This window comes from Phreatobacter sp., assembly GCF_051860605.1.
Classification (GTDB): Bacteria; Pseudomonadota; Alphaproteobacteria; order Rhizobiales; family Phreatobacteraceae; genus Phreatobacter.
In genome coordinates, this window is record NZ_JBHYDR010000006.1 from 244621 (window position 1) to 259546 (window position 14926).

11 protein-coding genes are annotated in these 14926 nt (G+C 70.0%); 8 read left to right on the forward strand and 3 right to left on the reverse strand.

Annotated elements, in window-relative coordinates; translation table 11 throughout:
- The first annotated feature begins 2 nt into the window (after positions 1-2).
- From ACTIFS_RS12880 to ACTIFS_RS12895, 4 genes are all read left to right on the forward strand, one after another.
- Positions 3-1010: a DUF1839 family protein gene (locus ACTIFS_RS12880; protein ID WP_439574507.1), complete on the forward strand. Its 1008-nt coding sequence runs from the start codon at positions 3-5 to the stop codon at positions 1008-1010.
- 9 nt (positions 1011-1019) lie between these two features.
- A complete protein-coding gene (locus ACTIFS_RS12885) occupies positions 1020-3485 on the forward strand; it encodes a glycoside hydrolase family 2 protein (RefSeq protein WP_439574508.1) in 2466 nt (821 codons plus the stop codon).
- On the forward strand, positions 3482-5209 hold the full coding sequence (locus ACTIFS_RS12890) for an alpha/beta fold hydrolase (protein WP_439574509.1): 1728 nt from the start codon (positions 3482-3484) through the stop codon (positions 5207-5209). Before ACTIFS_RS12885 ends, ACTIFS_RS12890 begins: the two co-directional genes overlap by 4 nt.
- 108 nt (positions 5210-5317) lie before the next feature.
- The gene (locus tag ACTIFS_RS12895; RefSeq protein WP_439574510.1) at positions 5318-6760 is read left to right on the forward strand and encodes an undecaprenyl-phosphate glucose phosphotransferase; all 1443 of its coding nucleotides are present in this window, start codon (positions 5318-5320) and stop codon (positions 6758-6760) included.
- A 63-nt stretch (positions 6761-6823) separates the two neighbouring features.
- Here ACTIFS_RS12895 and ACTIFS_RS12900 read toward each other — a convergent pair whose 3' ends face one another.
- The 3 genes from ACTIFS_RS12900 to ACTIFS_RS12910 are packed head-to-tail and all read right to left on the reverse strand — an operon-like array spanning position 6824 to position 10198.
- On the reverse strand, positions 6824-7906 hold the full coding sequence (locus ACTIFS_RS12900) for a glycosyltransferase (protein WP_439574511.1): 1083 nt from the start codon (positions 7904-7906) through the stop codon (positions 6824-6826).
- A complete protein-coding gene (locus ACTIFS_RS12905) occupies positions 7893-9209 on the reverse strand; it encodes an O-antigen ligase family protein (protein ID WP_439574512.1) in 1317 nt (438 codons plus the stop codon). Before ACTIFS_RS12905 ends, ACTIFS_RS12900 begins: the two co-directional genes overlap by 14 nt.
- Complete coding sequence (locus ACTIFS_RS12910) at positions 9206-10198, reverse strand: glycosyltransferase family 2 protein (RefSeq protein ID WP_439574513.1); 993 nt, start codon at positions 10196-10198, stop codon at positions 9206-9208. The genes ACTIFS_RS12905 and ACTIFS_RS12910 overlap by 4 nt, the downstream gene beginning before the upstream one ends.
- Positions 10199-10489: 291 nt before the next feature.
- On the opposite strand from ACTIFS_RS12910, the gene ACTIFS_RS12915 reads away from it, so the two are divergent.
- The 4 genes from ACTIFS_RS12915 (at position 10490) to ACTIFS_RS12930 (ending at position 14914) form a co-directional block, all read left to right on the forward strand.
- Positions 10490-11236, forward strand: coding sequence for a polysaccharide deacetylase family protein (locus ACTIFS_RS12915; RefSeq protein ID WP_439574514.1), 747 nt, complete (start codon positions 10490-10492; stop codon positions 11234-11236).
- 121 nt (positions 11237-11357) lie between these two features.
- Positions 11358-12842 (forward strand): GumC family protein, encoded by a 1485-nt coding sequence (locus ACTIFS_RS12920; protein ID WP_439574515.1) that lies wholly within the window; start codon positions 11358-11360, stop codon positions 12840-12842.
- A gap of 4 nt (positions 12843-12846) precedes the next feature.
- On the forward strand, positions 12847-13668 hold the full coding sequence (locus tag ACTIFS_RS12925) for a WecB/TagA/CpsF family glycosyltransferase (RefSeq protein WP_439574516.1): 822 nt from the start codon (positions 12847-12849) through the stop codon (positions 13666-13668).
- A gap of 85 nt (positions 13669-13753) precedes the next feature.
- Entirely contained in the window at positions 13754-14914 is a 1161-nt protein-coding gene (locus ACTIFS_RS12930) for a hypothetical protein (RefSeq protein ID WP_439574517.1), read from the forward strand.
- Positions 14915-14926 lie beyond the last annotated feature (12 nt).

Below are 14926 nucleotides of genomic sequence, written 5' to 3' on the forward strand. Positions count from 1 at the left end.
CCATGCAAGTCGTCCTGCCGGGCGTGACCGCAGCATCGCACCGGCGGCACGGGCTGCACGATGCTGCCTGCCCCTGGCCGGAGACGAATTGCCACACCGACCTGTTCATCGAGCTGGTCCATGCGCTTGGCATGGAACCGGCCGCGGGGCTGGGCATGACGGTCGCCCAGGATTTCGAGGGCGACCAGTTCACCTTCTTCAAGATGGCGAGCGACGACCTGGAAGCCCTGTTCGGCCTCGACGTTCAGGAACTGTCCATCTACCGGCCGCTGGTCGACCATATCGAGGAGCAGGCCGCGCGCGGCCGTTTCGTGCTGGTCGAGGTGGACGCGCATTTCCTGCCCGATACCCGCGGCGTGACCTACCGCACGGACCATTCCAAGACGACGATCGCGGTCAATCTCTTCGACCGGGCCTCCGCGCGCCTCGGCTATTTTCACAATGCCGGCTACTTCGAGGCGGAAGGCGCCGATGTCGAGGCGTTGTTCGGCTTCGGCGCGGCGCCCGTGCCGGTTCTGCCGCCCTATGTCGAGTTCCTGAAGACTGCCGGCTCCCCGCTGTCGGGACCGGCGCTGCGCGATGCCGCCCTCGCGCGTTTCGCCCGCCATTGGGGCAAGCGCCCGGTGCAGAACCCGGTCGATGCCTACCGCTCCGCCCTGCCCGCCCATCTCGACCGGCTCGCCGGCCTGCCGCCCTGCGGCTTCCACCCCTATGCCTTCAACACGGCCCGGCAGTTCGGCGCCAATGTCTCGCTGCTCGGCGCCCATCTCGACTGGCTGTCGCACCAGGGCGTTGACGGACTGGACGCTGCGGTCCCGCTCTGCGCCTCCATGGCCAATGCCATGAAGACCTTCCAGTTCCTGCTGGCGCGGGCGCTCGCCAGAAAGCGGTTCGACGGCCTCGATGCCGCGCTCGCCGCCATTGCGCGCGACCACGACCGGATGCTCGGCCTTGTCGCAACGGCCCTTGGTCTGCCGCACGGCTCGCAGGGCCTGCGGGCAGCCTCCTGAGACGATGCCATGACCGCCATCCGCGGCATGACCGGCGCGACGATCGCAGCTCTCGACACGGGTTGGCGGATGATCGTCTGCGAGCCGGGAGCGGCCGCGACCCCGGATGAGGCGGAACGCCTCGAAGGCTGGCTCCCCGCGCCGGTGCCCGGCACTGCCGAGCAGGCAGTCCATGCGGCCGGCCGGCTCGATCCTGCCGCGGCTTCGGGCCTCAACGACAAGGACGTCTGGTATCGCGTGGACATCGTCACGCAGGCACCGGAAAGGCTGCATTTCGAGGGGCTGACCCCTTCGGCGGAGGTCTTCCTGGACGGCGCGCCGGCGCTGGTCTCCCGCTCCATGTTCCTCGGCGCAGGCATTGCCTGCCCGCATCCCGGCGACCACCGGCTCGCCATCCGCTTCCCCGCCCTGTCGGGCGTGCTTGCGGCTGCCAAGGGTCCGCGCCCGCGATGGCGCCCGATGATGATCGCCCCCGGCTCGCTGCGCCTCGTCCGCACGACCCCGCTCGGCCACATGCCCGGTTGGGCGCCGCCGGTGGCGGTGGTCGGCCCGTGGAAGCCGGTGACGCGCGCGCGTCTCGACGGCCCCCTCGCCATCGCATCCGTCCGTCTCGGGCCGCGACTCGACGACGGCATCGCCACCCTGGACGCGACCGTCACGTTCGACAGATCTCCGGCAGCGCCCGTCGAACTGCTCTGCGCCGGCCATGCCCATGTCCTGCATCCGACCGGCGAGGCCACCTTTGCCGGTCGCATGATCGTGGAGGGCGCCCGCCCCTGGTGGCCGCATAGCCATGGCACGCCGCACCTTCACGATGTTGCCCTGCGTGTCGGCGACACTCTCGTCGATCTTGGCCGTACAGGCTTCCGCTCGCTGCGGGTCGACCGGGGCGCCGATGGCCGCGGCTTCTCGCTGGTCGTCAACGACGAGCCGGTCTTCTGCCGCGGCGCCTCCTGGATGCCGGCCGACCCGGTCTCGCCCGCCACGGCCGATCCGCGCCCGCTGCTCGAACTGGCGCGCGATGCCGGCATGACCATGCTGCGCATCTCCGGCACCATGGTGCCCGAGGCGGCAGCCTTCCACGACATCTGCGACGAACTGGGCATCCTCGTCTGGCACGACCTGCCCTTCGCCAATTTCGACTATCCGGCGGGCGACCCGGATTTCATGGCCCTCGTCGACGCCGAGACCCGACACCTGCTCGGCCGTCTGGAGGCCTCGCCCTCGCTGGCCGTGGTCTGCGGCGGCAGCGAGATCGCCCAGCAGGCGACCATGCTCGGCCTGACGCCGGAGCAGGCGGCCAGCCCGCTGTTCGACGATCTCATTCCCCACCTCGTCGCCGAATGCGCGCCGAACGCGGTTCATGTCCCGCATTCGCCTTCGGGCGGGGCCCTGCCCTTCGTCACGGACGCGGGCATCGCGCATTATTTCGGCGTCGGTGCCTATCGCCGTCCCATGGAGGATGTTCGCCGCGCGAACGTGCGCTTCGCGGCGGAATGTCTCGCCTTCGCCAATGTCCCGGATCCCGCAAGCCTCGCCGCGTTCGGCCTCACCGATCCGGCCGATCCGCGCTGGGCCACGGCCATCCCGCGCGATGCAGGCGACAGCTGGGATTTCGAGGATGTGCGCGACCATTATGTCCGCGCCCTCTACGGCGTCGATCCCGAAGCCCTGCGCCGCGCCGATCCTGACCGTTATCTGGCGCTCGGCCGGGCGGCGCCCGCCGAGCTCATGGAAGCCGTATTCGCCGAGTGGCGGCGGGACGGCTCGCCCTGCGGCGGTGGCCTCGTCTGGTTCCTCAACGACATTGTCCGCGGCGCTGGCTGGGGCGTCATCGACGCAAGGGGCGAGCCAAAGACGACGTTCCATGCACTGAAGCGCGCCTTCCGGCCGGTCCATCTCGGCCTGACCGACGAGGGGCTGAACGGTCTCGGCATCCATCTGGTCAACGAAACGGCGGGGTCGCGCCCCGTGATCCTCTCGCTCGCCTGCTATGGCGAAGGCCCGCACCCGCTGGCACGGGCCGAGCGCAGGCTCGAACTGGCGCCACGCTCGGCTGAAAGCCTTGCGGCTTTCGCGCTTCTGGGCCGGTTCTTCGACATGGCCGATGCCTACCGGTTCGGTCCGGCAGCGCATGAGGCGACGCTCGCCCGCCTGACCGATGCCGAGACCGGCGAAAGGGTCGCCGAAGCAGCTCATGTCCTGCCCGGACGCGCCTGCACACCGCGCGACATCGGCCTTGCGGCCCGCTGTATCCCCGCCGGCGACGGTTTCGCCCTCACGGTCTCCAGCGCGCGCCTCGCCCGCTTCGTCACCATCGAGGACCAGGACTTCCGGCCCGCCGACCAGGGCTTCTGCCTCGCCCCCGGAGAACAGCGCCGTATCCCCTTGAGTTCGCGCAACGGGTCCGGGCAGCCGCGCGGGCGCGTCACCGCGCTCAACAGCCACCCTGTGACCTATGGGGGCGTGGCATGATCCCGATCGCCTTCGCAGGGACGCTTGGCAGGCTGCACCTGCCCCAGGGCCGCCCGACCGGAACCGGCATCCTGATAGTGCCACCCCACGGGCTCGAGGCGCTGGCCGCCGCCCGGCCGCTGGCGCATTGCGCCGCACGTTTCGCCGCAGCTGGCCACGCCGTGCTGCGCTTCGACCTGCCGGGGACCGGTGACGCGCTCGGATCGGACGCCGATCCGGACCGGATCGAGGCCTGGACCGCCGCCATCGTGGCGGCTGCCCAGACCCTCGCCCGCACCGCGGGAACCAGCCGGATCATGCTCTGCGGCCTGCGCTTCGGCGCGCTGCTGGCAGCCCGCGCCCTGCCGGCCATCGACACCGCGACCGGGCTCATCCTGATCGACCCCGTCGTGCGCGGGCGCGCCTATGCGCGAGAGCTTGCCATGACCGCGCGCGCCGTCGCCGAGGGCGGACGCCTCGACCCCGCGGCAACCACGACCGACGAAGGCCTGATCGTCGGCGGCTGGCTGACCAGCCGCGAGACGCTTGAGGCCATGCGCGGCCTCGACCTTGCGCGCCTCGATGCGCCGAGGGTCCCGACGCTGATCCTGCACCGCCGTGGCGCAGCCGATGCCGAGGCGCTGGCTGCGTCCTGGGGAAAGACCGGTTCCGCCGCGACCGCAGAGGAGGCCCCCGGCCTCGACAGAATAGGGCTCTCCCCGACCATGGCCGTCACGCCCGTGGCCGCCTTCGTTCGAGCCCTCGACTGGATCGGCGCGGTCCCGACCGAACCGGGCGAGGGCGCGCCCCCGGTGCCCGCGCCGCCGAATGCCCCACCGGTTCTGGCGGGCGATGACTTCGTCGAGCAACCCCTTCTGTTCGGGACCGGCGGCAGGCTGTTCGGCATCCTGTGCCGTCCGGCAGGCCGCGATACCGGCGCCATGCCGATCCTGATCGTCAATGCCGGGCGCAACCCGCATGTCGGATGGGCAAGGCTGGGCGTTGATCTGTCGCGCGCGCTGGCGCGGTCCGGAATCGCCTCCCTGCGCATGGATTTCGGGGGCGTCGGCGACAGCGACACCCGTCCCGGTGCGACTGACGGGCTGGAGGACACGACCTATCACGCCGAGCACATTGCCGAAGTGGCGGCCGGGCTGGACGCTCTGTGTTCGGAAGGCTTTCCGCGGGCGGTTCTGCTGGGCGCCTGCAGCGGGGGATATACCGCCTTCCAGGCCGCGGAGCAGGATCCGCGCATTGCCGGCCTGTTCCTCATCAACACCCAGCGCTTCGTCTGGCGTGAAGGCGAGACCGTGGCCGAGGCCATCGCCTCCGGCTTCGCCCAGGCCTCCACCTATGTGGCCAAGATCGCGGATGCGCGGGCATGGAAGCGCGTCCTCACCGGCCAGCGCAAACTCGCGCCGCTCGTTCGGGAACTCGCATCGCGCCTCCTCGCGCGCGCGCGGGCGGTGCTGCCCGGTCCGGAGACCCGCAGGGCCCGCAGCACGCTGGACACCATCCTCGCGCGCGGCGCGCGCGTGGAGCTCGTCTACAGCGCCGGAGACGCCGGCCTCGACGAACTGGCGCGCCATTTCGGGGCGGCCGGAAGCCGGCTCCGCGGCACACGCGGAGTCGGTCTCACCGTCATCCCGGACGCTGACCACGACCTGACACCACCGGCAGCACGGCAGGCCCTCACCGGTCGTGTTCTGGTCGCCATGAAGGACTGGCAGACTTCCTCCATTTGATGACCTGCATCCGGACGTCCGCGGCACGGGTTCTGCATTTCAGAGGCCAGAGGCACGCGACTGTCCCGCAGCGGGACGGCCGCAGGCGGGATCGTTGCGAGTGGTGCCATGACCTTGAAGGACCTCGATATTCCGGTCGGTGTCATTGCCCGGCGCAGCCGCGGCGGCCATGACTGGGCCCGCCTGCTGCTCAAGCCGGCGACGGCCCTGGCGGACTGGCTGGTCATTGCGGGTGCCTCCCATATCACGGCACTTCTCTACAATCGCACGGCCAGCGGCGAATGGTGGTGGACGCAGGCCAATGTCGACCTGGCGCTGCTCGCCTCCTCGCTGTTCGTCCTGTTCAACGCCCTGCGCGGCCAGTACCAGCTGTCCAACTATGTCGGTGTGCGTCGCCAGATCACCACGGCGCTGACCCTGTGGATCGCAACCTTCGTCACGCTGATGGCCTTCGCCTTCGCCACCAAGACGACCGAGACCTTCTCCCGCGCGGCGGTGTTCGCCACCTTCCTCACCGGACTGCCGCTGGTGCTGCTCGCCCGGCACTTCATCGGCCGGCTGCTGACGATCGGCTCGAAGATCGGCGTGATCCCGGCCCGCCGCGTCCTGCTGGTCGGACGCGAGAAGGACGTCAACGCCTTCGCAATGCGCTACCAGCCCTGGAATGCCGGCCTGCATGTCGCGGGAACCGGCTTGCTGGACGCCCGTCAGGATGCTCCCGAGACGGACGAGGTCGCCCGCATCGTCGCCCAGGCGCGGCTGATGGCGCTCGACGACGTTCTCATCATCGTGCCCTGGTCGGACACGGTGCTGATCGACCGCCTCGTCGACGGCTTCATGCGCCTGCCGGTCACGCTCCATCTCGGCCCGGAGCGCATCTTTGATCGTTTCGACGACATCCGCATCGCCAAGACAGGCGGGATCGCCTCGCTGCAGCTCGGACGCCCGCCGCTGACCGCCGGCGAAATCCTGGCCAAGCGCGTGCTGGACATCGGATTGGCCTCCTTCGCGCTTTTCCTGTTCACGCCCGTGCTGGCTCTCGTTGCCCTCGCCATCAAGCTGGACAGCGCCGGGCCGGTCCTGTTCCGCCAGCGCCGCCTCGGGTTCAACCAGCGCGAGTTCCAGATCCTGAAGTTCCGCACCATGACGGTGATGGACGACGGTGACGTCGTCCGTCAGGCGACCCGCAACGACAGCCGCATCACCCGCGTCGGGGCGGTGCTGCGCCGCTGGAACCTCGACGAACTGCCGCAGCTTCTCAACGTGCTCGGCGGCCAGATGTCGCTGGTCGGCCCGCGTCCGCATGCCATCGCCCATGATCGCCAGTTCGACGACCGCATCGCGCTCTACGCCCGCCGCCACAACGTCAAGCCCGGCATCACCGGCTGGGCACAGGTACATGGACTGAGGGGCGAGACGGATACGGACGCCAAGATGCAGGCGCGCGTCGAGCACGACCTCTATTACATCGACAACTGGTCGCTGCTGCTCGATATCGAGATCCTGTTCCGCACGGTGTTCTCGCGGAAGGCCTACGCCAACGCCTTCTGAGCCTCTGGTCCAACCAAGAACCCCGGGCAACCGCTTCCCGTCAGGACGCCCGGAAGCGAGAGATCACGCGACGCGGGCGAGGCTGTCCACCACCGCCAGCGCGTCGCGCCAGGCCGCCTCGACATCGACGGGCGGCCGCCGGCCACCGTCGGCCACCGCCTCCAGCACAGCTGCAGCGATGACCGAAGCATCGGCCGTGTGCGGAACGAGCTTCAGGGCGCCCGATTCCAGCAGCATCCGGTAGGTCGGGTGATGGTCGAACGCCCCCGCCTCGGCGGGCGCATTGACCACGACCGGCCGGCCCGAGAGGGCACAGGCCAGCACGCTGCCGCGCCGCGAGGTCAGCCCCTCGGCGAAGGCATAGACGAAAGCGTCGCAGCGCTCGAACAGGCCGAACACCTCCGCTTCCGAAGCGACATAGCCGGTCACGGTCACGCGATCCTCGAGGCCGAGCGCCGCGACCCTGGCCATGAAATCCTCCTCGACCCTGTCGAGGCCCTTCACGAAGGAGCCGATGAAGGCGACGAAGGGATCGGCACCGCTGTCGACCAGCGCGCGGGCGACATCGAGCACGGCGGTCGACTGCTTCTTCGGATAGATCGAGCCGAAATGGCCGATAACCAGCCGGCCGGCCGCACGGGCCTCGTCCAGCTTCACGGCCTGCAGCGGGGCGATCGTCATGGCCGGCGGCGTCAGGTTCGGGGGAACCGGCACTACGGCGCGGCGGGACGTGGCGAGCCGCGATGCGGGGCTCGCCGCGAACTGGCGGGCGACCTCCGGCGAGGAAAAGGCGATGGCGGTGGCCAGCGGCAGGATGGGCAGGTAGCTCGCCCGCCGCTTCCAGTCGAGATCGGCCCATTCGTGCAGCACCAGCACCACCCCGCGACCGGCTCGGCGGGACGCCATGGCGGCGCGGAGCGGACCGGCAAGATCGCGCTTCCAGGCGACCACCGGCAGGTTGAGCACGAGCGCCTCCGCCGCATCCGGAACCCGGGGAAGCCCATCGGGGCCGCCAAGGACCGACAGCGTGGCGCGCTGGCCCGCCGTCCCGGCCAGTCGGCGCGCAAAGGCCTCCACGCCGCAAGGGGCCGCGGCCGGCGAGACCAGAACGGCGAGGCTCGGCGCGGACTGATCAGGCGCTGGCATGGGGATAGCGGGCAAGGTAGCGCAGCCCGAACACCGCGAACAGGAAGGTGATCCAGATCGGGTCGAAGCGCATGAACAGGAAGCTCTCCATCACCGACAGATAGGTGCCAAACAGCCAGATCTGCAGCAGCATGATGCTGAGCGCGGGATCGGCACCATCGCGCCGCGCCCGCTGGAAGTCGCGCATGGGCAGAAGGATCAGGACCAGCACGGTGAGGGCAAGGCCCGGCAGGCCGAGATTGAGGGCCGCGTCGAGATAGCCGTTATGGGCGTGGGCGGCCGCCTTGCCGGCCCACTGGGTCAGGTCTTCGGCACCGTAGCGCGTCGATTCCAGGGTCCAGAAGGCGGAAAAGCCCCAGCCGGTGAGCGGACGTTCGGCAATCTTCTCGAGCGCGAATTCCCAGATGTCGGTGCGGCCGGTGAAGGTCACGTCGACCGGCAGCGCCGCCACCAGCCGCGCCAGCGTCTCGTTGACCACGGTGCCGGGACCCAGCGCCAGCAGCACGACGAGCGGCGACAGCATGGCGATCGCCCGAATCCAGAAGAAGCGGATCGAGACGACGAAGGCCGAGACCGCGAGCGTGATCACCATCAGCATGGTCGAACTCTTTGCCCCCGACAGGGCAACGAAGACCAGGCAGGCAAGCACCAGCACCGCCCCGGTCCCGGGCAGGCCGGACCGCGCCACATAGATCGCCATGAACAGACCCATGACGAAGATGGCCCCGGCCGTGTTCTTGTGGGCGAAGACGCCGCGCCAGTCGCCGGCCAACTGCGGTTCGAGGATATCGGTGGCCTGATGGATGGCCATTTCGGGAGCCAGCACGGCACCGGCATAGGAGAAGCCGAGCACCAGGGCGAGCACGACGGCAAGCAGGCGGGCAAGGTCGAGCCGCCCGCGCGGCAGGAGGAAGAGCGCCGCGCTGACCGCTGCAACCAGGCCGAATAGCACGAAACGGCGCAGCGACGTCCCGAAATCCTGCGAGGTGAGCACGGTGACCGGCAGCCAGATCGCCATGGCGATCCAGGCCGGGTGCAGCAGGGCGAGCAACGCCCGCGGCTGGGTTGCCAAAAGAACGGCCGTGGAACCGGCGGCGATCAGCCCGAAGGCCAGATAGGTCGCTCCCTCGCGTCCGCTGGCCAGTTCCAGCAGATCGGTATTGGTCAGGTCCGCATAGGGTTCCAGCGTGAACCAGGCGAGCAGGAAGGCCGCGATGAACAGCACCACCCGCGCGTAGCGGGCAAGTTCCGCGAGGTCCCCCGCGGCGACCTCCGGCCGACCTGTTCCGACAGAGCTGCTCATGCCTTCGCCTTGTAGGGCTGGGGTTCGAAGCCGAGCGCGGAGGTGAGCCGGCCGGCCGAGACCGCCAGCGGGTGTGCCGCAGCCAGCGGATTGCCCGTCCGGACAAGCACGGCAAGCGCCCGCATGAGCGCGGCCGGCACGATGGCGAGATCCTTGGCCAGGATGCGCAGGCGGCCGGCCATGCCGGCGGCGTTCTTGCGCTCCACGGCCCGGTTGATCGTGCCGATCCGCATGCCCCGCCGCAGCACCCAGCCGACCCGCGTGCGCTCGGGCGGCACGGTCTCGACGATCAGCGCCTCCTGCACCCAGTAGAAGCCAAGTCCGGCCCTGCGGCACCGGTCGAACAGGTCGAGGTCGCCACCGCCGAGAAAGTTGAACCGCTCGTCGAGGGCCGGCAGGCCGACGCGCGCGAAGACGCGCCGGCGCAGCAGGCAATTGCCGGTGCCATAGATCATGGCGACCGGGCCGGTCCGGTCGATGGACGGCCAGAACACCGGGTGGCGGCGGAACTGGCTGCCGGCACCGGGGTGGAAGCGCGGCTGGACCGGGCCGCCGACGATATCGGCGTCCTGCGCCTCGGCAGCCTTCACCATCAGGTCGAGCCAGCCGGGCGTTGCCACCTCGTCGTCATCGATCATCAGGAAGAAGTCGGCCGCGGGGAACCGTTCGAGCGCCAGCGCGAAACCGGCATTGATGGCGTGGACATTGCCCTGTCGCGGCTCGACGGCGGCGAGGCCGGTGAGCCGGCGGGCGGCAAAGACGCGCCGCGCGACGGCAAGGCCCTCGCGGCCGGCTGCATCGTTTTCCAGCACCACGACAGCGAAGGAAACCGAGGTCTCCTGCGCCTCCAGCGACGCCAGCGTGTCCGCCAGCATGGCCGGCCGGCGGAAGGTCGGAACCACCACCACGGCGCGCACGCCTGTCTCGCCCTGGCGATCCGGGCCGGGCTGGCTATGGTCCTCGCCGGTCCCGGTTGGGGACAGAGTCATGGACACCATCTCGTTCTGGAGCATCTTCGCCCCCCGGTCATCGCAGGTTGAAGCAGGTCACCCCGTCAGGAGCAAGTTTCCTGCCCGTTCAGGTGCGGTCCGCGGCGATCCGGCACTGGCGCGCCGCTTGCAGCAAGGACCGGACGCCGGGCCAGGGCCGGCCGGATCGTTCCGGCGCGGCACAGGCAGCAGGGAATGGAACAGTCCGGGATGGGTGACACGCAGCGAGAGGGATCGCCGTCCGCAGACGGCGCGCGGTCAGGCGGCGCCGGGACGCGCGAAGCTCTCGGCGTGCCGGGCACCCGCCTTGCCCGGCTCGAACATGCGCTGGCCCGGCGCCTGCCGTTCCGGCGCGCGCCCATGCGCAAGGCGAGACCGGTGGTGTCCTTCACGTTCGACGACTTTCCGCTGTCGGCAGCCACCCATGGCGCGCCGCTGCTCGAACGGGCCGGCGGACGCGGAACCTATTACGTCGCATCCGGCCTGCTCGACACCGCGACGGAGCATTGGCAGGTGGCCGGCCCCGATGTGGTGCGCGACCTGCACGCGCGCGGCCACGAGATCGGCCTGCACACCCACAGCCACCGGCCGCTGCCGGAGATGCGCATGGCCGCGTTCGAGGCCGATCTTGCGAACAATCGGGCAACCCTGCACCGCCTGGTGCCGGACCTCGCCGACACCACCTTCGCCTATCCGTTCGGCCTCACCGGCATCGCCCACAAGCGCCGCATCGGCCGCCACGTTCCGGCCAGCCGGTCGATCCAGCCCGGCATCAACCGCGGCTCCGTCGATCTCGACTTCCTGCTGGCTCACGAACTGATCGACGCCTTCCTCTCGCCCGCTGAGGTCTCGGCGCTGATCGACGATACGAGCCGGAATGGCGGGTGGCTGATCTTCTTCAGCCATGACGTGTCGGACCGGCCCGGCCCCTTCGGCGTCTCGCCCGGCCTGCTGACCCACGCCATCGCCGAAGCCGGCCGCAACGACCTGGCAATCCTGCCGGTCCGCCAGGCCCTCGATCATTTCGGCCTCGCCTGACCGCACTTCTCTGCATCTGGCCCCGCCCTTGCGATGTCTCAACCAGACATGGTGACAGTGTTCCAATCCGGGACGCCGCCTTCGGGCGGTTCTTCCGGATCGGCGAGGAAAGGGTTCTGCTGTGTACGCCGATGGCCTCCAGACCAGCAACCAACGCCCGGCCGCTCCGGCCCCTGACCGCAACGGGGCCGGCCCGCTCGATCTCATCGCCCTTGCGTGGCGGCGCTGGCCGCTCATCCTCGCGCTCGGGCTGATCTTTGCGGGCCTCGCCTATAGCTATTCCCGCATCGCCACGCCCCGCTTCATGGCGACGGCCCAGATCTTCATCGACCCGCGCGGCCTGCAGGTGCTGGACAACGAGCTCACCCCGCGCCAGCAGGACTCGAACGCGGCGATCAACTTCGTCGAAAGCCAGGTGCGCATCGTCGCCTCGCAGAGTGTCCTGTCGCGGGTCATCGACGGCGAGCGCCTGACCGAGGATCCCGAATTCAGCGGTGTCGGCCAGGTCGGCTGGGCCGCTCGCCTGCTCCGCAGCGTTGGCCTCGGCCGCGCCGAAGACCAGGCGAGCCTGCAGGAGCGCGAGCGCAGCGCGCTGACCGCTCTCTACGAGCGCGTCATCGTCCGCAGGCCCGAGCGCACCTTCGTCATCGAGGTCACATTCCGTGCCGCCGATCCGGAAAAGGCCGCCCGCCTCGCCAATGCCGTGGCTCACGCCTATATCGACGGACAGGCTGCGGTGCGGTCCGACACCGCCCGCCGCGCCACCCAGTCCCTGACCAACCGGCTGGACGAACTGCGCGAGCGGGTCCGCATCGCCGAACAGCGCGCCGAAGACTTTCGCCGCCGCAACGGCCTCGTCGGCACCCGCACCCAGCTCGTCTCCGAGCAGCAGCTGACCGACGCCAACACCCAGCTGGCCCAGGCGCAGGCCCGCGTCGCCGAGGCGCAGGCCCGGCAGGAACAGATCGTCCAGGCCCTGAGGAATGGCGGCCAGGCCGGCGCCCTGCCCGAGGCCGTTGTCTCCCAGACCATTGCCGCCCTGCGCGGCCAGCAGGCCGAGGCCCGCCGGCGCCTGGCCGATGCCCAGACCGAATTCGGCCCGCGCCACCCGTCCGTCCGCAATGCCCGGGCCCAGGTCACCGACCTCGACCGGGCCATCACCGAGGAACTCGCCCGCATCGCCCAGTCGGCCCGCGCCGACCTCGAGCGCGCGCGCGCTGCCGAGGTGACGCAGCGCCGGACCGTGGACCAGCTCACCACCCAGGCCTCCGATGCCGGCCAGGCCTTCGTGCAGCTGCGCGAACTCCAGCGCGAGGTCGATGTCAACCGCAACCTCCTCAACGCCTTCCTGGCGCGTTCGCGCGAGACCAGCGAGCTGGAGCGCCTCGACACATCCAACACGCGGATCATCACGGTCGCCCAGCCGCCGCGCGACCGCGTCTTCCCGCCGCGCGGAGCCGTTCTGGTGGCCGCCGGCTTCATCTTCGGCTGCGGTCTGGGGCTGGGCCTGGTCGTTCTGACCGGCCTCAGGCGCCGGATCCTGCCGGCGACGGCCAGACCCGACCGCGTCATGAGCCACGCTCCCGTGGCCCGACTGGTGGGGTGACGCGATGACCCGCAGCGCAGCACCGGCCCTCGCTTTCGACCCGCCTGCCGGCCCCCATGCCGGCGCGGCCACCCGCGGCTTCGACACCGTCACCGTGGGTGGACTACCGATGGCTGTGCTGGATCGCGCGGGCACCGCCGACTGGATGATCGATCAGGCGCGGCAGCACCGGCGCGGCACCCGCCCCCTCTACCTGACCTCGGCCAACGGCGAGGTCATCGCCCGCGCCGCCCGAGACGCAGGTTTCCGCGGCCTGATGCTCACCGCCGACCAGATCGTCGCGGATGGCCAGCCGCTGGTCGTCGCCTCGCGGCTGCGCGGCTTCCGCGCCCTGCCCGAGCGGGTCGCCACGACGGACCTCTTCCATGACGTCGCCCGGCGGGCCGAGGCGACAGGCACCAGCTTCTACCTGCTGGGCGCGACGGAAGAGGAGAACGCCCGCGCGGTCGAGACCACGCGCCGGCTCTATCCCCGCCTCGACATCCGCGGCCGGTGCCACGGCTATCTGTCCGGCGACCTGCTGGACGCCAAGCTCAAGGAGATCGACGCCCTCGCCCCGGACATCCTCTGGCTTGCCATGGGCGTTCCGCACGAGCAGCGCTTCGTGGCGTCTCACGCCATGCGGTTGCCGAATGTCGGCATGATCAAGACGTCGGGCGGCCTGTTCAATTTCCTGTCGGGCTCCAATCGCAGGGCCCCGGACTGGATGCAGAAGGCGTCCCTGGAATGGGCCTGGCGGGTCTGGCTGGAACCGCGCCGCCTGTTCTGGCGATATGCGGTGACCAATCCGCTGGCGATCTATCTGCTGGCCACCCGGACCGGATGATCCCATGACCGCAGGGCTCTCCACTGCCAGTCGTACCGCGCGGGAAGCCGATGGCTTGTTGGCGCGAGCAAGACCACGTCCGGCCGTGGTCGTGCCGAGGCCGGTCCTGCTGTCGTCCTTCACGGGCATGCGGCGCCTGCCGGTCCGTCCCGCCGAGCACCGCCCGCCCGATTTTGATGACAAGTTCGACGCGGACACGCTGTTCTACGATGCCTTTCACGACTCCGACGGGCGCGTGGTCCTTCTGGGGCCGCCCTTCCTCAATCTGGAACCGGCCGTCCGTGCGATGCAGGTCACGGCCCTGCCGTCGGGCAGCGCGTGCCGTTTCGAGCTCCGCAACTGGAACCGTCATGGCCAGGTCCTGGTCCAGGCACCGCCCGGCACGACCGGCCTCGATCTGTCGCTGCCGATCGGCGCGGTCAGTGTCGCCATCTCTCCGGGCGAGACGGACGTCTTCGCCGGGCGCCGCGTCATGTTCACCCTGTCGCGGAACAACCGGCTCGCCTGGATCAAGGACTGGCTCCGCTTTGCCCGCGACGTCCACGGCGCCGATGCGGCGCTGATCTACGACAACGGCTCGACGGCCTATCGACCCGAGGCGCTGCGCGACGCCATTGCCGGCGTCGACGGCATTGCGGTTGCCCGTGTGGTCTCGTGGCCCTTCCGCTATGGCCCGCAGGGCCTCGATGCCACGCGGTTCTGGGACTCGGACTTCTGCCAGCTCGGCGTCATGGAACATGCGCGCCGCCGCTTTCTCACCAGGGCCGCGGGCGCGCAGAACGCGGATATCGACGAAATGCTGCTCACCCGCACGGGCCGGTCGGTCTTCGAGGCCGCGGCCAGCGACCCTTTCGGCGTGGCCCGCTATGACGGGCGCTGGGTGTCGGCGCCGGCGATGGGCACCAGGCGGCAGCGCCAGCCCACCCACCGCGACCATCGCTTCACGCTGAAGAAAAAGCCCGTGCGGCGCTACGGCATCCTGACTGCGGACGCTCATGCCTGCCCACCGAAATGGACGGTCGTACCTGCCCGCATTCCCGACCGTGTCCAGTGGAGCGTCCACGCCTTCGGACGCTGGCTGCCCGGACGGCGCAAGTCGTCCGACTTCAGCTACCGTCATTTCATGGCGATCACCGACAACTGGAAATATCAGCGCAGTGGCAGCGAGGGCACGGATCCGGCGCAGACCTTCGAGCCGGACGGCGACCTTGCAAGCCATTTCGAAGCGGTCGACTGGTCACGTTAGGGACAGGCAGCC